Annotated in this window: 17 protein-coding genes and 1 pseudogene; 16 read left to right on the forward strand and 2 right to left on the reverse strand. The window is 73.3% G+C overall.

Annotated elements, in window-relative coordinates:
* Positions 1–9: 9 nt before the first annotated feature.
* From ACFXOZ_RS24390 to ACFXOZ_RS24400, 3 genes are all read left to right on the forward strand, one after another.
* Positions 10–984 carry a tyrosine-type recombinase/integrase gene (locus ACFXOZ_RS24390; protein ID WP_380592622.1) on the forward strand — a complete coding sequence of 325 codons (975 nt, stop codon included), beginning with the start codon at positions 10–12 and terminating at the stop codon, positions 982–984.
* 89 nt (positions 985–1,073) lie between these two features.
* A complete protein-coding gene (locus tag ACFXOZ_RS24395) occupies positions 1,074–1,823 on the forward strand; it encodes a hypothetical protein (RefSeq protein WP_380592624.1) in 750 nt (249 codons plus the stop codon).
* A gap of 51 nt (positions 1,824–1,874) precedes the next feature.
* Positions 1,875–2,198, forward strand: a complete 324-nt coding sequence (locus ACFXOZ_RS24400) for a hypothetical protein (protein ID WP_380592626.1) — start codon at positions 1,875–1,877, stop codon at positions 2,196–2,198.
* A gap of 455 nt (positions 2,199–2,653) precedes the next feature.
* Here the strand turns inward: ACFXOZ_RS24400 and ACFXOZ_RS24405 are convergent.
* Positions 2,654–5,260 (reverse strand): annotated as a pseudogene (locus ACFXOZ_RS24405) (Tn3 family transposase); the annotation flags it as partial.
* Here ACFXOZ_RS24405 and ACFXOZ_RS24410 point away from each other — a divergent pair.
* Positions 5,175–5,618, forward strand: coding sequence for a hypothetical protein (locus ACFXOZ_RS24410; RefSeq protein WP_380592628.1), 444 nt, complete (start codon positions 5,175–5,177; stop codon positions 5,616–5,618). The pseudogene ACFXOZ_RS24405 and the gene ACFXOZ_RS24410 sit on opposite strands and share 86 nt — an antisense overlap.
* Positions 5,619–5,781: 163 nt before the next feature.
* Here ACFXOZ_RS24410 and ACFXOZ_RS24415 read toward each other — a convergent pair whose 3' ends face one another.
* A complete protein-coding gene (locus ACFXOZ_RS24415; protein WP_380592629.1) occupies positions 5,782–7,170 on the reverse strand; it encodes a hypothetical protein in 1,389 nt (462 codons plus the stop codon).
* Between the two features lie 765 nt (positions 7,171–7,935).
* Here ACFXOZ_RS24415 and ACFXOZ_RS24420 point away from each other — a divergent pair.
* The 12 genes from ACFXOZ_RS24420 (at position 7,936) to ACFXOZ_RS24475 (ending at position 16,109) form a co-directional block, all read left to right on the forward strand.
* Complete coding sequence (locus tag ACFXOZ_RS24420; protein ID WP_380592631.1) at positions 7,936–9,114, forward strand: ParA family protein; 1,179 nt, start codon at positions 7,936–7,938, stop codon at positions 9,112–9,114.
* Positions 9,111–9,872 carry a hypothetical protein gene (locus ACFXOZ_RS24425; RefSeq protein ID WP_380592633.1) on the forward strand — a complete coding sequence of 254 codons (762 nt, stop codon included), beginning with the start codon at positions 9,111–9,113 and terminating at the stop codon, positions 9,870–9,872. Before ACFXOZ_RS24420 ends, ACFXOZ_RS24425 begins: the two co-directional genes overlap by 4 nt.
* Before the next feature lie 346 nt (positions 9,873–10,218).
* On the forward strand, positions 10,219–10,470 hold the full coding sequence (locus tag ACFXOZ_RS24430; protein ID WP_380592635.1) for a hypothetical protein: 252 nt from the start codon (positions 10,219–10,221) through the stop codon (positions 10,468–10,470).
* A 70-nt stretch (positions 10,471–10,540) separates the two neighbouring features.
* The gene (locus ACFXOZ_RS24435) at positions 10,541–11,089 is read left to right on the forward strand and encodes a hypothetical protein (protein WP_380592636.1); all 549 of its coding nucleotides are present in this window, start codon (positions 10,541–10,543) and stop codon (positions 11,087–11,089) included.
* Positions 11,090–11,305: 216 nt separating this feature from the next.
* Positions 11,306–11,782, forward strand: coding sequence for a transcriptional regulator (locus ACFXOZ_RS24440; RefSeq protein WP_380592638.1), 477 nt, complete (start codon positions 11,306–11,308; stop codon positions 11,780–11,782).
* Between the two features lie 102 nt (positions 11,783–11,884).
* Entirely contained in the window at positions 11,885–12,061 is a 177-nt protein-coding gene (locus ACFXOZ_RS24445; RefSeq protein WP_380592640.1) for a hypothetical protein, read from the forward strand.
* A gap of 177 nt (positions 12,062–12,238) precedes the next feature.
* Positions 12,239–13,036: an NUDIX domain-containing protein gene (locus ACFXOZ_RS24450; protein WP_380592642.1), complete on the forward strand. Its 798-nt coding sequence runs from the start codon at positions 12,239–12,241 to the stop codon at positions 13,034–13,036.
* A gap of 92 nt (positions 13,037–13,128) precedes the next feature.
* Positions 13,129–13,845, forward strand: coding sequence for a hypothetical protein (locus tag ACFXOZ_RS24455; protein ID WP_380592644.1), 717 nt, complete (start codon positions 13,129–13,131; stop codon positions 13,843–13,845).
* Between the two features lies 1 nt (position 13,846).
* A complete protein-coding gene (locus ACFXOZ_RS24460) occupies positions 13,847–14,521 on the forward strand; it encodes a Crp/Fnr family transcriptional regulator (RefSeq protein WP_380592646.1) in 675 nt (224 codons plus the stop codon).
* Positions 14,522–14,829: 308 nt separating this feature from the next.
* A complete protein-coding gene (locus ACFXOZ_RS24465) occupies positions 14,830–15,192 on the forward strand; it encodes a hypothetical protein (protein ID WP_380592648.1) in 363 nt (120 codons plus the stop codon).
* A gap of 9 nt (positions 15,193–15,201) precedes the next feature.
* Positions 15,202–15,396, forward strand: coding sequence for a hypothetical protein (locus tag ACFXOZ_RS24470; RefSeq protein ID WP_380592650.1), 195 nt, complete (start codon positions 15,202–15,204; stop codon positions 15,394–15,396).
* Positions 15,397–15,491: 95 nt separating this feature from the next.
* Entirely contained in the window at positions 15,492–16,109 is a 618-nt protein-coding gene (locus ACFXOZ_RS24475; protein ID WP_380592652.1) for a hypothetical protein, read from the forward strand.
* The last annotated feature ends 52 nt before the right edge of the window (positions 16,110–16,161 follow it).

Raw genomic sequence — 16,161 nt, forward strand, 5'->3', positions numbered from 1 at the left:
GGAGAGACGGTGCCCGCGGTCCTGCTGCTGCCGACCGGGAAGGCGCTGACCGTCCGGACGGCGGCCGACGCCTTCCTCGACTCGCTCGGCAACCCGAACACCGCCCGGAACTACGGCATCGCCGTCGGGAAGACCGCCGAGCGGATCGGCGAGGGCCGCCCGCTCGCCGCCGTCGCGGACGACGAGATCGGCGAGGCGCTGGAGCTGCTGTGGGGCAGCTCGGCGGTGAACACCTGGAACGCCCGCCGCGGCGCGGTGCTCTCGTGGACGAGCTGGTGCGCCGAGCGCGGCTACGACGGCCCAGCGGTCCCGGCCTGGGCCAAGCGGATGCCGCCGCCCGACTCCGACACCCCGGTGCGCTCGAAGATGGCGATCGACCGGCTGATCGCCCGCCGCGACGTCCACCTGCGGGAGAAGACCCTGTGGCGGATGCTCTACGAGACGTGCGCCCGCTCCGAGGAGATCCTGGACGTCAACATCGAGGAGCTGGACCTGGCCGGACGCCGCTGCCCGGTGAAGTCCAAGGGCGCCCAGCCCAAGGTCCGCCGCCGCGGCGCCGCCCGCGCCGACTACGTGCTGGAGACGGTGTTCTGGGACGCCGGCACCGCCCGGCTGCTGCCCCGCCTGCTCAAGGGCCGCACCCGCGGGCCGGTGTTCGTCACCCACCGCCGCCCCGGCCCCGGCAAGGTGCTCTCCGCCCGCGACGTCTGCCCGGACACCGACCTGGCCCGCCTCTCCTACGGCCAGGCCCGCGCGCTGCTCGACCAGCACACCGCGCTGGCCGGGCCCGGCACCGGCTGGGACCTGCACGAGTACCGCCACTCCTCCCTCACCCACCTCGGCGAAGCCGGGGCCAGCGAGCTGATGCTGATGGCCAAGTCCCGGCACAAGAAGGCGGAGAACGTCCGCCGCTACTTCAAGCCGTCCGCCGAGGCCATCGCCAAGGTGACCAGCCTGCTCGCACCTGGCGACGCCCGCCGCTGAACACGTCAACCTTTTCAACCGAAAAGGCTGGACTGAGGCGTTAACCGAACGTGAATCGGCCCGCTGACGTCACCTCTACGCTGGGTCGCATGACGGTTACTCAGACCACTGGCGTCCTCACCGCCGTAGCCACCGCCGCCGGCGCGACAGGCGTCACCGGCGACGCCGCCTACGTGCACACCCTCGCGGACGGCACCGTGGCTGCCTGCCTGGTGGACGGCATCGGGCATTCGCCCCGGATCACCGCGCGGGCCGCATTTCTGGCGGAGGTCGGCGCCCGAATCGGGGCGACTCGGGGCCCGCTCCACGGACTCCTCACCGCTGCGGAGATGATCTCCGACCCCGGTCCGGAGGACTGCCCGGAGGAGGATGCGGTGGCGGTTGTCGCCGTGGCGCACCCCGACCGCGGGGAAGTCTCGATCGCCTGGACCGGCGACTGCGCGGCCTGGAGCTACGACCCGGACACCGAGAAGGTGGTGCGGCTGACCACCGATCACACCATGGGCGAATTCCTCCGCCAGGTGCACCCGGGCGGCCCGCCAGCCCGCGCCGACCACCATGACGACTGGGTGCGGGTCAGCCTCGCCCGGTCGTCCATCGCCACTGTGCGGGAGACGGAGACCACCGCCCGGCTGGTGCTGCTGGCCAGCGACGGCGTCCACAAGCCGCTCGGCGACGGCTTCGCCGATCTGATTCGCTCGGTCGCCCCCCTTCATGGCCCGCAGCGACTCGTGGACGTCCTGCTCCAGAGCGCCCTGGCCCGCGCCGTCTACCCCCACCAGAAGGGCGAGCGGGACGACGCCACCGTGATCGTTCTCGCTCTGCCCGAAGGCTGCTGACCACGCCTGCCGCCGGACGCCACGGATCGGCTCCCCGGTCGTTTCCCCGATGTGAGCACCCGCCCGTACGAGCACAGCCTCGGCCTCCTCTTCCTGGACCTCGCCCCGGAGCACCTGGGCGAGCAGGATGCCGCCCTCTCCCTGATCGCCCACCTGCGTGAGAACGGGCCGGCCCGCATCCGGCACGCTCTCGCCTGCCGGCACTTCGTGCTGACCGGCGACCCCTCCCGGCTCGACTCCTACTTCGCCGCCGCGGACATCGGCCCCGACGATGAGTTCGGCCGCGAGGAGGTGGCCGCCGGGCGCCAGTACGTCGAGCAGGGGCGGATGCTGGAGTGGGTCGCCACCGGGATCCACTCCTTCGACGCCGAGTAGCGCCCCGGCGGTGCCCGGGGTGCCGGTCCACTCGGCGGGCCGGACGTACGGTGGAGGCATGGCCGGGCGGCGCCGGTGCGCGCACTGCTTCAAGCCGCTGCGGGCGACCGCCCGCAGCGATGCCCGGTTCTGTGGCCGCGCCTGCAAGGCCGCCGGTCGCCGACAGTGGCGCCACATCGCGGAGGCCGTCCGCATCGGCCTGGCCCTGGTCACCGGGGAGGACGACGAGCGGGTGGTGCGCTGCCCGTCGTGCCGCCACCGCTTCGTCCTCGGCCACCTGCACCGCCGGGACTCCGTCTACTGCAGCCCGCGGTGCAGGCAGGCCGCCTACCGGGCGCGCCAGCGGGTCCGCGAAGCCGTCACTACCCCGCCGGGCGTGACGGCTCCCGTACCCCTCTGCGGCCCGCTGACCAGCGCGGACGCTACCGGGGAGACCACGGCGGCGGGGAAGGCGCTCACCACTCGCCGGCGGCGTTCGGGTCGCGCAGGGGCCGCAGGCCACCGGGCAGCTCCGGCAGCTGGAAGGAGTACCGACCGAGCATGTTGACATGGTGGCGCACGAACGGCGAGAGCCGGGCGACGTCCTCGTCCTGGACGTCGAAGCCGCCGACGCGCAGGCGGGCCAGGGCGGCATCCATGTAGCGGGTGTTGAAGAGCACCAGGGCGTTGAGGACCAAGCCGAGCGCGCCGATCTGGTCTTCCATGCCCTCCTGGTAGTTCTGGTAGAGCTGGCCGGCGCGGCCGTGGAAGATCTTGCGGGCGAGCGCGTGGCGGCCCTCCTGCAAGTTGGCCTGGGTCTTGATCTGGCGCCGGTAGGAGGGCTCGTCCGCGAGCCGCAGGATGTGCAGGGTCTTGGCGATCCGGCCGTAGTGGGCGATCGCGTCGCCGAGCTGGGTGGGCCGGCCGTCGCGCGAGAGCATCCGGATCACGTCGTAGGCCCGCACCGCGCCGGTGTGGATCGAGCCGATGATCCGCAGCACGTCCTCCCAGTGCTTCTCGATCCGGTCCAAGTCGACCCGGCCGCGAGCCGCGTCCTGGAAGGGGCCGTAGTCGGCGGTGCGGTCGATCCGCCACATCTTCTGGTCGGGCAGGTCGGCCAGCTGCGGGGCGTAGGTGAAGCCGGCCAGGGTGAGCAGGCCGAACACGATGTCGCTGTAGGAGGCGGTGTCGGTGACGATCACCTCCGGGCGCTGGCCGCCGTCGCGGTCGTAGAGGACGTCCAGCACGTAGAGGGAGTCGCGCGGGGTGCCGGCCACCACCTTCCCGCCGAGCCCGGCGGCCTGGTCGTTGATCAGGTTGAGCCAGGTCGCCCCGGCCCGGCGCCCGCCTCCGCCGGTGGAGGCGCCGAAGTACTTCGGGTTCGGCCTGGCGTACACCGAGGGCACCGGCACGACGAACCGCATGCCGTCGACCGAGGCGACCAGGCCGCCGCCCCACGCCTGCGCAAGCGGGATCGACGCCTGGGCTCCGATGAGGGAGGCGTTCGCGGCCCGGTAGGTCTCCAGCCGCAGGTACGTCTGGTCCACGTGGGACAGCCGGCCGTACTTGAGCGCGTCCGGCCCGCCGATCACCGGGGTGTAGCCGACGTTGCAGCCGTGCGCGACCAGCAGCGCCGCGATCGTCACGTGCAGGTCCTTGAGGCGGGCCTCGCCGCCGGTCACCGAGGTGAACGCCTGGTCCGCGCCGGTCCAGGAGAACACCTCCGGCAGATCCACCCGGGGCAGCATCGAGTTCACCTGCGCCCGCAGCTCCAGCAGCGAGGCGGGCTCCGGCTCGGGCTCCAGCGCCGCGAAGTGCAGCCGGCCGTCGTCGTCGAAGACGATCTGCGCGTTCGCCGGCACCCGGGAGGCCACCTCCCGGTAGGTGCCGTCCAGCAGCGCGGCCCGCGCCGCCAGGTGCTCGCCCGCGTCCTCGGGCAGGCCCAGGGAGGCCAACACGGTCGGCTTCGCCGCCTCCCACGCCTCGCCGGCCAGCAGCTTGGCCCGCGGGTCGCCCCACTTCGAGGAGTTCTTGGCGAACACCTCCTTGCGCCGCAGCAGCCGGTGGGCCTGCTCCAGCACGCAGAACGTGTACGCCTTCCAGTCCACCTCGCCCGGCTCCAAGTGCGGCGCCGCCAGCACCAACCGCTTCCACGAGCCGGACAGCAGCTCGGTGTCGATCTCGGCCTGGCCCACCTTCTTGCGGCCCATCAGCTCCGGCAGCGATTTGAGCGCCTTCACCACCGGCAGGCCCTCCGGGGTGGCTCCGAAGTCGACCACCTTCACCAGCAGCTTCAAGAACGGCCGCACCGTGGCGAACCGGGTGACCAGCACCCGCCGCCACGCCTCGTCGGCGTCCGAGTCCAGCGGCGGCGTCAGCTCGAACATCGCGGCGATCGCCGCCGCCAGCTCGTCGCGGGTCACCACCGCCTCGATCTCCTCCCACATCGCCGCCAGGGTGGCCACCTTCGGCTCGGTGACCTCCCCGGTGTCGGTGTCGACCTGCTCGGCCGTGGTGTCGAACACGACCTGCAAGGCCACGGCGAGCTTCGCGCCGGCCCGCTCGACCTTCGGCAGGGTCCGCAGCTTCTCCTTCGCCGTGTCCCGCTCCGCCCGCGCCAGCAGCCTGGTGGCGACCAGCACCTCCAGCAGGTCCAGCGCGTCGTCCACCGCCCGCGTGGTCAGGTACACCGCGGTGGCCAGCAGCGTGGCGAGGCGCCGGGAATCGCCGTGGCGCCGCAGCAACGACGCCTTGCCGTCCACGCCGTACCGGGACAGCTCCGCCAGCCGGCGCGGCGGCACCCCAGCCACGTCCACCTCGCCCAGGCCCAGCGCGGCGATCTCCTCGGCGCGCTCCAGCGCGGCCTTCATCTGCGGCCCCGACACCCGCACCGGACCACGCCGCAGCCGGTCCAGCTCCGAGACCCGCTGCCCGGCCGGCACCGTCAGCAGGTCGTCCAGCACCGCCCGCTGGCCCGGCGTCAGCATCCCGTGCAGGGTGTCCCACAGCCGCTGGTTCGCCGCCTCCCGCACCGACGCCACAAGCCGGGCCAGCGTCGTCACCCCCGGCAGCAGCACCCGCCGCGGTCAGGCCGTCGAGTGCGCCGACGCCCGCGAGGAGGCCGTGCTCGACCTCGACGCGGACGAGCTGCGCGAGCTCGCCCAGTTCGCCCGCGCGATGGGCGAGGCCCCGACGGCCGCGGTCGACCGGGCGGTGCGCGCCGCGCTCGCCGAGCTCGCCCTGTGGGAGGCGGAGCTCGCCGAGCTCGGCGAGCTCCTGGTCGCCGCCGAGCCGGAGCGGCCCGAGCTGCCGTCCGGGGCGGCCGACGTCGGCCGGGAACTCGACGGGCGGCTGCACCGGGCGCGGGCCGCGCTTCTGGCGGCCGTGTGCGAGTACCACCACGGCGGCTCCGGCCCCGGGCCGGGCACCCGGCCGTGGTGACGCCCGGGACAGCAGCCGACACCGGTTCGAGGGGACGGGGCTGTCGCCCGACAGGTGGCGCCGGCCGTGGGCAGGGGCGTCACTTCCCGCTGCGGCGGGCACCGGGGTGTCGGGTGTCGGGCGCCACCTGTCGGGTGCGGGGGTCGGGTCGTGTCGGGGGCCGTCAGGGCCGGGCCGACACGGCCGGGGGGCCCTGGACGGCCCGCAGGTGTCGGTCGGCGGCCCCCGCCCGCCGCATCAGCCGCTGACCGGTCCGCTCCGGGACTCCCAGCCGGCGTCCGGCCTCCGCACCCGACAGGGCCGGTTCGGCCTGCAGCCACTGGAGGATCTGCTGCAGCCGGGGGTCAGTACCGGCGGGCTGGGACGTGACGGCCAGCGCGGTGGCGCCGTTGGTGGCGGGTTGAGGGGCTGTCGGCCCGACCGGCGCCGACACCCGGCTCGTGACGGTCCGTGTCGCGGGCAGGGCCTTGCCCGACCCGACAACGCCCGCCCCCGCCCCGACAACGGACCCGACAGCGCCGGCTGTCGCGACGCGGGTCGCGGCGGGCCGCCCCGAGGTGACGGCCTGGCGGGCGGGCACCGGCCCGACAGGGGCACCCGACACCGGGGGTGTCGGTGCGCCGACGGCGACCGGGCTCGCGGCCGACGTGGCGGGGTTCAGAGTGTCGGCCTCCCAGGGCGACGGGAGAGCGGTCCTGGCGAGGGTGTTGCCGTGCTGGGCGACGGCAAGCTCGGCACGCAGGAGGTCGTGCAGCCGGGGGTCCCGGGCGACACCGGCAACCCGGAGCGCTTCCTGTTGGCGGCGGTTGACACGCTTCGCCCGCCACGAATCCTCGGGGAGCAGGCGCAGGCGGACGGACAGGGCCACGGCGCGGTCGAAGGCCCGGTCTCGGGCGATCTGGTCGGCGGCCCGTTCGCCAGCCGCCATGCCGAGGCGGGCCAGCAGCCGCTCGCGGGACTCCCGGGCAAGCATGGACAGCAGGTTGTTGGAGGCCTGGGACCCGCGGCCGTGGCGGAGCTCGATGCCCATCGCCAGGTGCCACAGCACGGCGGCGCCGACCGGCCCGAATCCGATCCGGAACACCGCCTCGGCGAGGCTGTGGGACTCGGCCACGGCCGAGACGGAGGCGAGAGCGGTGATCGCCCACACCAGTCGGCCCGCGGTGCCCGTGCTGCCGGTGTCCCGTAGGGACTGCCGGGCCATCAGTGCGCACGCCATGAGGGAGATCTCGGCCACCGCGAACAGCATGGTCCGTTCGTGCGGGTCCGTGATGGACAGCTTGTCACCCGCGAAACGCCAGTTCGTCGACAGGCCCACGCTCGTGGCAACCAGGGCGCCCAGGGTCGCCATAGCCGATCCCGAGCTGAAACTCCATCCCCACCTAGGGGCCTTCTCGTCCTCGCCCGCGGCGATCCGCGCCAGGCGCACGGCGGTCCGCGCCCGGATGAAAAGAGCGAGGACGACGGCGACGGAGACGGCGAGCACGACCGACGCGACGGCGGCAACCCCGTACCAGGGATGCCCTTCCAACCAGGTCAAAAATCCGCGCACGTCACGTTCCTCTGCTCGCTCATCCGGCTCTCCGGTGATCATCTGACGGGACGAGGGTAGTCCGGCGGAACTTCCGTTCAGATTCCGCCCGCTTCCGCGCTCGGGACGGCTGGCGCCTGGGTGGGGTGCCGATGGTTCTTGGCACACTGTCAGGCCGGGGTCTTGGATCGCTCGTGGCGCCAGATCAAGGGGAGCTGATGGGCTGGCATTTCCCCATGTCAGATGGGGTTCCATGGCCCGGCTGCACGTCTTGGCACGCTGTCTTGTGCGAGTAAAGAAACCCCAAAGGAGCACCCGGTGACACGGGCTTGGTCACGCTTTTGTTAACACTCTGCAGCACCCTGGCGTGTCGCCTGCCGCCTACGCGTTGGCAGACGCTCCCGCTCCCCCAAGGGTTCACACCATCGCTCGCAGGCCTGCCCATGCGTTCATCCACACCTTCGGGGCCACCAGTGGATGCGCCCTCATGTACGCGGCTCGATACGCACCTGGGCACAGGAGAGCAGACGCGGTGAAGAGCGATGCTCAGCGCGCTTTCGTGCGCACGTCGGCGTGCTGTTGAGTCAGCACTGGGCGGAGCGACGGCGATAGCGGCCCGGCGCGCGCGGCCGGACGCCCTGCAGAACCGGACAGTGGCCGTGAGGCGCGGTGCACCGTCAAGGGCGCGGTGCGCCGCGGGGCCGGACGCGTTTGGTTGGATAGTGCTACGAGCACTGCTGTGGCGACCGGAGTCCGGGACCGCCCGCGAGAGGACGAGAGCGAGAGATGACCCAACCCGCCGTACCCCCGATCGCGGGCGTGCCCGCGACCTTCGCGGGGCCCGCCGTCCTGCCCCAGCCGACGGTGCCGCCGCAGAGCGCCGGCGAGGAACCGGAGGTGGACGCCGAGGAGACCGCGCCGGCCCCGCCGCTGAGCGTCCGGGAGGATCCGCGGTGGGAGCCTCCCACCCGGGGCCTGCGCCTGGAACTCCTGGTGGCCTGGCTGAGGCCAAGACTGACGCGCACGATCGCGGTCATCAACGGCAAGGGCGGGCAGGGGAAAACCAGCGTGGTGTGCAACCTCGCCGTGCTGCTCGCCGAGGTCCTCGTCCAGTCCGGCTCGAAGCGGCGCGTGCTGGTGGTGGACCTGGACCCGCAGGCCAACACCGGCCTGGACCTCGGGCACCAGGACCGGGAGGGCGACGACGGGGGCGAGGGCCTGGAGGACGCGGTCCTCAAGGGCAGGCCGCTGCACGTCATCCGGGACGTACGCCCGCAGCTCGACGTCGTGCCGAGTGGCGACTCCATCGAGCTCCTCGGCTCGGACATCATGAGCCGTGTCACCCGCGACGGGGACACCGCCTGGCTGAACCTGGCCCTGGCGCTCGCGAAGATCGCGCACGAGTACGACTGGATCCTCATCGACTGCCCGCCGGGGGAGGCGAACATCCAGAAGCTGGCGCTCGCGGCCGCCCGGTACGCGGTGATCCCGGCTCACCTCGACGCGGCGTCCCGGCGGGGCCTGGCGAAGGTCTCGCGCCGGTTCGAGGACGCGGGACGCTACAACCCTGACCTCGACCTCCTCGGGGTCGTCCTGTTCGATTTCCAGCGGAGGATGAGCCGGCCCAAGGACGGCAGTGCGCCGGAGCCGATCGGCCAGGTCGTGCGCCAGCGGCGCCGTATCGAGGCGGTGTTGCGACGGGTGGGCTCTGACGCGCCCGTCTTCGAGGCCTTCGTCCGCAGCGCGGACCTGGTGGCCGAGCAGTGCCGCGACCGGGGGCAGACCGTGTTCGAACTGTCGCGGTCCACGGACGGCGTCCAGTGGTGGGAGCTGCGCGCCGGCCGGAAGAACGGCACGGTCCTGGCCTCCGACCGCGCGGAGGCCGTCGGGCAGGACTACGAGGACCTGGGCGCCGAGATCGTCGACCGGGTCCTCGCGATCGAGCAGCTGGAGGCGACCGCGTGAGCGACAACCCCGCCGTCCGTCCGCCGGCCGAGCCCGCCGTCAACGGCTTCGGGCCCGGCCGTGGCCGAAACCGGCTGCTCCAGAGCATGGCCCCCGGGGCCGTGACCGCCCCGCCGTCGTCGACCCCCGCCCCGGCCCGGCCCGCAAACCGGGAACCGGCCGCCCCGCCGCCCGCCGTCCCGGCCGCCCCGCAGCCCGATGCCGCGCGCGTTGCCGTCCAGGACGTGCGACCGGCCGTGAACCATCTGACTGCACCGGCCGGCCCGTCGGTGCCCGACCACGGACCGGAATCTCCGCAGGCGGTCCCGGCGCCAGCACCCGAAGGCCTCGCGGACGATGACGACTACGCACCTGACCCGGAGGAGGGGCTGACCCGGGAGGTGAAGCCGTTGCTCCCCCTGTCGGTGATCGCGCGGTTCGAGAAGTTCGAGCGGCGCACCCGGCTCCCGCGGGCGGTGATCCTCCTGGACGCGATCGACCACTGCCACAGCACCGGCGTTCTGGGCAGGCTGCTCGCCCCGCAGGCGGTGCGGCCGGAGGGGTCGCTGTTCCCCCGGCGGGCCCCGGCTCATCGCCGGCTGCCGAAGACCGAGAAGGAGACGCAGCTCTCCTTCCGCCTCACGGAGGCCGAGCGGGCGGTGATCGACCAGCTGGTGCAGGAGTGGAGCCGCAAGACTGGGCAGAAGATCCCGATGTCGAGGCTGATCGCGGCAGCGCTCGACGGCTACCTGCCCAAACCGAAGCCCAAGAAGGCATAGCCGTGACAGAGCCTCCCCCTTCCCCGATTGCCTTGGGGAAGGGGGAGGCTCTGTCACGCGTTCTGCGGCGGCCGCGCGGAGTGACAGTGCGACGACACGTCAGCACGAAGGTGGTGGAGCACGGTTGCGCGCGACACCCGAAGCGTCATACGCTTCGGGTGTCGAGAGACGCCGGTGGGGCCGCCGGGCAAGGGCGACCCCACCGATGAGACGCAACCGTTCGAAGGGTCCGAGCATCCCGTGATCATCGTATCCGCCACCGAAACGCACCGCCGCCCGCGAGGCGCCGACCCGCCCCGCCGTGGCCCGACACCCCGCGCCGGGCCACGGCCCCGAAGGAGCACCCATGCCGAGCAAACGCGTCCCGGACGCCGAGCTGCTGATCCGCCGCAAATCCGCGAAGGGGGAGAGCAAGCTCGACCGCAAAACGATCACAATCCCCCACACCCTGGTCGCCGAGGTCGAGAGCCTCGCCGCAGACGCCACCTTCTCCGCCGTCACCACCGAGGCCTTGCGGACCTGGGTGGCCACGAAGAAGCGCCGCGCCGCCCTGCACACCAAGGGCCAGTCCGAGTCCGAGTCCGACAAGACCACCTGACCCGCCACCGGTCGCGGGCGGCACGACCTCTCACACCAGCCGCCGCCCGCCCTCCCCGAAAGGACACCCCATGAAGGTCACGATCGTCTCCTTCGGCTTCCTCCACGGCGAACCGCCCGCCGCACACGCCGTGTTCGACCTGCGCGAGCACTTCCACGACCCGCACCGGGCCACGAAGGGGCAGAAGAGCTTCCGCGCCCTGACCGGCCAGGACCCCGAGGTCCGGGACGCGGTGCTCGGCACCGCCGGCATCCCCGAACTGATCGAGGCCGCCGTGATGACCGCCCGCGCCTACGCCTGCGGCCCGCGCGCCGCCGAGTTCGACCTCACCCTCGCGTTCGGCTGCGCCGGAGGACGCCACCGGGCCCATGTCACGGCCACGGAGACCGCCCGGCTGCTGTCCGCCGAGGGCTACGACGTCACCTTGATCCACCGCGACGTCCACCACGACAGCGTCGAGCGTGACGGCCGGGGCCGGCGCACCGCCCCGCCGAACCTGTCCGGCTTCGACTTTCGCGGTGGCGTGGGCATGGTCCTCGGAGACGTTGGCGAGATGACCATCATCCGCGGCCCCCGGACCGGCCCGGGTGATCGGCCCACCTGGCCGATCACCGACTGACCGGCCCCCGCCGCCGACCCGACCCGGGAACGGCCGACCGACCGCTGACGCGGCGACAGCAGAGGCACAGCACGACAGCACGACAGCGGCGGAGCACGGTGCATGCCGCAGCACCCTGTGGTGGCGGGCCCCGGCCCCGACTCCGGGCCGAGGCCCGCCACCCGGCCAAGATCCCGCCGAATCCGCGCACCAGCCAGATAGTCCGGAGGTCATCCCGTGGACACCACCGCCGCCGTCACGTTCGTCGCCGTGTTCGTCGCCGTCTTCACCGGCCACCAGGTCGGCGACTACTGGGTTCAGTCGTCCTGCCAGGCCGCTCGCAAGGGGGAACGGGGCTGGGCGGGGCGTTGGGCCTGCACCCGCCACGTGCTCGGCCTGACCGCCACCAAAGCCGTGCTGCTCGTCCCGACCGCCCTGATCCTCGGCCTGCACCTCAGCGCGCTCGGCGTCGTCCTCGGCCTCGGTGTCGATGCCCTTACTCACTGGTGGGCCGACAGGCGGACCACTCTGGCCTGGCTGGCGAAGGTGACGGGGAAGGCCGAGTTCTACGGCCTGGGCGCGGACGTCCTCGACACCTCCACCGCCGAGGACGGCATCACCGGACGGCATCTGGGCCGAGGCAGCCATGCGTTGGACCAGAGCTTCCACGTCCTGTGGCTGTTCGTCGCCTCCCTGATCGTCGCCGTGCTCTGACCACCTGCAGCGGCCCCCTGATCACCCGGGGCCTCGCCTGCCTCGACCAGCAGTAACCCACCGCAACGCCGGACGACCGTCCGAGCAACCGAAGGAGACGCCATGAGCACCCAGCGCTACTGGGCCGAGGTCCACGTCCGCACCACCGCCGGCGACCTGCTGACCTACTACGGGAAGGCCGGTACGAACCCCTCGGAAGCCCGCCGGTCGGCCGAGGCCGTCGCACTGGCCGAGAACCCCGGCGGGCGGGTCGAGGGTTACCGAGTGACCCGCGACTGACCCAACCTCCCCGGGGCGGCCGTCACAGGCCGCAACCAGCCGGCCGCCCCGGTCCCAACTCCCCCGGCCCAACGTGGCCGTGACGCCACCCACAGAAGCGCCACAGACGGCGCCCTGGCGCAGACGACTCACCAGTCGTTCCACATCCTCTGCACAGATCCCGAAGGGAACCCCGCAGTGAGCCACACCGAGCAGACCGCCGAGCAGATCGCCGCCGCCTCCGACCAGGTCCACACCGGCCTGCAGCGCCTGCTGGCGCTCGCCACCCCCACCGCCGACGCCGCCCCGCACCTGGCCGTCCTGCGCGCGCTGTGGGCCCCGGGCGGCGAGAGCCGGCACACCGTCGTCCAGGAGCTGGCCGACATCCTCGACACCATGTCCGTCTCCCTCTCCGGTGCCGACGACCCCCGCGCCGAGCTGGCCGCCGAGATCCTCGTCAACGCCCACGACGTCCTGGAGGACTCGGTCGGCGGCGACCACGTCGAGCGCGCCCAGCGGCTGCTCGCCGAGGTGGCCGAGGACGCCGGCAGCGACCAGGCCGAGGAGTACGCCGAGGACCTGGAGGCGATCCGCTACACCGCCGACGTGGTGTGCGTCCGCGAGGGCGACGTCCCCGCGGTGCTGATGATCCGGCGCCGCTGGGCCCCGCACGAGAGCCTGCTCGCCCTGCCCGGCGGCCACATCGACAAGGGCGAGACCAGCCTCGACGGTGCGGTCCGCGAGCTGGCCGAGGAGACCAGCGTCCAGGTCTCGCCGTTCGACCTCGGCCTGGTCGGCGTCTTCGACGGGCCCAACCGCGATCCGCGCGGACGGTACGTCAGTGTCGCCTACCTGGTGACCGTCCCGGCGGGCACCGAGGCGGTCGCCGGCGACGACGCCGCCGAGGTCGACTGGGTGCCGCTCGCCGACCTCCCGGACGAACTCGCCTTCGACCACGCCGACATCGTCTCCGCCGCGCTCCGCGCGCTGCGCTGACCGGCCCCGCCGTACCCGACCGGTACGACACCATGAACCCGGGGGCCCGCCACCGCGCGGCCCCCGGGCCCGTTCCCGAGGGAGACCAATCCGTGAGCGACACCTCCGCCAACGACACCGTGCTCGCCCTGCTGCCCGACATCCCCGAGGTCCTGGCGGTGCTCGACACCGTGGACGACCCGCTGATCGCCTGGCTCCAGCCCGCCGAGGGCCTGGGCCCCGACGAGGAGGACTGGGTACTGCCCGGCACGCTCAACGTCGTGGCCGTCACCGCGGCGTGGGACCGCATCCTCGGCCTGCGCCCGCAGCTGCTGCTCTGGGGCGAGAACGAGCGCGAGGGCGTGCCCGGCGCCTACTCGCTGGAGACCGCCTCCACCGGCTACCAGCGCGCCTCGCTCTACCCGGTGTCGGTGCCCCGCGCCGACCTCGCGGTGATGGCCGGCCTTCTGGAGCACCTGCGCCGCGCGCTCGCCCGAGACCGGCCCGCCGACCACGGCGACCTCGCCCAGATCCTGTGGGACGCCGCCGAGCGGCTCACCGACCAGCGCGGCAACAGCGTCTCCCCGAGCACGCGCCGGTACGAGGCCGAGGACCTGGTCGCCGACCTGGAGACCGCGCTGCAGCTGCTCGACCCCGGGCAGGACCCCGACGTCGCGCTGCTGCTGGAGGCGATCGGCGCCCCGGCCGAGGGCAGCACGGTGGTGCTCTCCGGCCCCGCCGCCGAGGCGTACGACCGATGGACCGGCCGCCTGATCACCAGGACGGCCCGCAGCTCCTTCGACGCAGCCCTCACCCGCTGGGCGAACTGAGATGCTGACGCCCGGCGAACGGGACTCCCGCCGCTCCCGAACCCTGGCCGACCTGATCACCGGAGCCGGGGGCGGCGCCGCCGTCCGGTTCCGTCCCGGCCAGACGCTCATGCGCCAGGGCGACCCCGGCACGCACGTGCTGCTGCTGCGTGGCGGCTCGGCCAAGGTGACGCTCCGGTCCAGGACCGGCGCCGAGGTCGTCCTCGCCCTGCGCACGGCGCCGCAGATCCTCGGGGAGCGAGCCGTCCTGGCCCGGGCGTGCAGGTCGGCCTCCGCGAGCGCGCTGACCGTGGTGGACGCGCTCGCCGTCCCGGGCGCCGACTTCCGGAACCTGGTCGACGCGAGCCCCCAGGCCATGGCGGCGGTCCTCGGAATCACGGTCGACCGCCTCCAGGAGGCCGACCGGGGCCGGCTGGAGCTGGCCACCCGCACCGTCACCCAGAGGCTCGCCGCCCGACTACTGGCCCTGCTCCCGCAGATCGGGGCCACCGACCAGGTGGAGGGCGCCGTACGGCTGCCCCTCACCCAGCAGGACCTGGCCGACTGGGTCGGCGCGTCGCGCGAGGCGGTCGTACGGACCCTGCGCCAGCTGCGGGCCGATGGCATCGTGGCCACCGAGCGGGGGCAGATCGTCGTCCACGGCCAGCAGGCGCTGCGGGAGCTGGCGGGGAGCTGAGGCACCCGGCCCCGGACGGCACAGACCCGCAGCCGCACCGGCCCCACGGACGGCACTCGTTGCGGGGACCGAGGGGCTTAGCGCGCCGCCGCAGACCTCCGCAGGTTCGTGCTGGCCAAAGGCCCGACATTGGCAGCACAGCACGACAGCGTTTCAGCACGACAGCACGAAAACGGCGGGGCACGGTTGCGCGCGACACCCGAAGCGTCATACGCTTTGGGTGTCGGGGAACGCCGAAGCCCGGGCGTTCCACACGCCGTTGAGACGGCCGCCGCCGTCCGTCGCCCGCTGACCCGAGAGGCCACGCCATGACCAGCAGCCACCTGCCGGACCACCCGATCACCGGCACGGTCGTCCACCAGGGCACCTCCGCCGACAGCGGCCTCGCCGGGGAGCTGGAACACCTCGCCCCGGCCGCCGCTGCGGCCCTGCGCCTGCTGGCCGACGCCATCACCCGCGGCGGCACCGACCACGGCGACGTCGTCCAGGCCCTCAAGGACTCGCAGGTCGCCGAGGCGTTCGCCTCGGTCTTCGACGCCGCCGCGGCGCGCGTCTGGGACGACCACGAGAGGGCCGGCGGCGACCCCTACGACTTCGACGTCCGCCTCGACGCCGACAACCTGTCCGCCGTCGCGATCGACATCCGCGACGCCATCCGCCCCTGGATCTAGGAGACCCCCATGACGTTCCGCCAGGACCAGAAGGTCATCGTCGTGGCCTGCAAGGACGACTCGCGCGCGGTCGGCCTCACCGGCTGGATCGTGGACGGCGCCGAACCCGGGCCGCTCACCGACTACCGGTGGACGGTCCGCTTCGGGCGCCTGCTGATCGGCCCGGCCCTGTGCGAGAGCGCCGAGCTGCGCGCCGCCGACTAGGACCCGCGCCACCACCGAACCCCGCACCAACACAGCGGCGGGGCGCCACGACCTCTCACAGCCGGCGCCCCGCCCATCCCCGAAAGGACGCTTCCATGATGACCCACCGCATCACCGAGCCCTACGCGCGTTCCGTGCACGGCACCCAGGCCCACGAGGAGATCACCGGACTCTCCTGCGCCGCCCTCGCCGCCCAGGCCGCCCGAAACTCCTACGTCGCCGCCCTGCTGGCCCGCAACCCCGCGGCGAGCGACACCGAGCGCGCCAAGCTCCACACGGAGGCGGCGAGCTTCGCCGCCTCGGCCGAGGCCCTGGCCGCTGCCGCCCGCGTGGAGTCCGGCCTCGGCGGCACCGACCAGGTCGCCGCCGGGATCAACCGCCTCGCCGACCTCATCGAGGACGAGAACGCCGACACGAACGCCACCATCGCGACCGGCACCGCCCAGCGCGAAGGCGCCAAGGCCTGCGAGGAGCAGGCCGAGGACCAGGCGCTGGACGTGCTGTTCGACGCCGGGCCGGACGGCGTCACCGACACCGACTTCGCCGACCTCCTCGCCACCCGCGGCCTGGAGGTCCCGCGGCGCCTGCGCCAGCAGTGGCTCCACAACTGGTCGCGCCACGACGGCCTCAACGCCGTGAGCCGCCACACCCCCTCCGGACTGGCCATCTTTGTGCATGCGGCCCACGCGGCCGCCCGCGGCACCCGAGACTGACGACCGAGGTCGTGCCCGTCCCGCCCGGCCAGCCCGGTGCCGGGACGGGCAC

The sequence above is a fragment of the Kitasatospora sp. NPDC059160 genome, from assembly GCF_042755465.1.
Lineage (GTDB): Bacteria > Actinomycetota > Actinomycetes > Streptomycetales > Streptomycetaceae > Kitasatospora.

Coding starts and splice junctions, on each gene's coding strand:
- ACFXOZ_RS24395 (WP_380592624.1), top strand. CDS start 1,074: ATGACGGTTACTCAGACCACTGGCGTCCTCACCGCCGTAGCCACCGCC.
- ACFXOZ_RS24420 (WP_380592631.1), top strand. CDS start 7,936: ATGACCCAACCCGCCGTACCCCCGATCGCGGGCGTGCCCGCGACCTTC.
- ACFXOZ_RS24430 (WP_380592635.1), top strand. CDS start 10,219: ATGCCGAGCAAACGCGTCCCGGACGCCGAGCTGCTGATCCGCCGCAAA.
- ACFXOZ_RS24435 (WP_380592636.1), top strand. CDS start 10,541: ATGAAGGTCACGATCGTCTCCTTCGGCTTCCTCCACGGCGAACCGCCC.
- ACFXOZ_RS24445 (WP_380592640.1), top strand. CDS start 11,885: ATGAGCACCCAGCGCTACTGGGCCGAGGTCCACGTCCGCACCACCGCC.
- ACFXOZ_RS24460 (WP_380592646.1), top strand. CDS start 13,847: ATGCTGACGCCCGGCGAACGGGACTCCCGCCGCTCCCGAACCCTGGCC.
- ACFXOZ_RS24465 (WP_380592648.1), top strand. CDS start 14,830: ATGACCAGCAGCCACCTGCCGGACCACCCGATCACCGGCACGGTCGTC.
- ACFXOZ_RS24470 (WP_380592650.1), top strand. CDS start 15,202: ATGACGTTCCGCCAGGACCAGAAGGTCATCGTCGTGGCCTGCAAGGAC.
- ACFXOZ_RS24475 (WP_380592652.1), top strand. CDS start 15,492: ATGATGACCCACCGCATCACCGAGCCCTACGCGCGTTCCGTGCACGGC.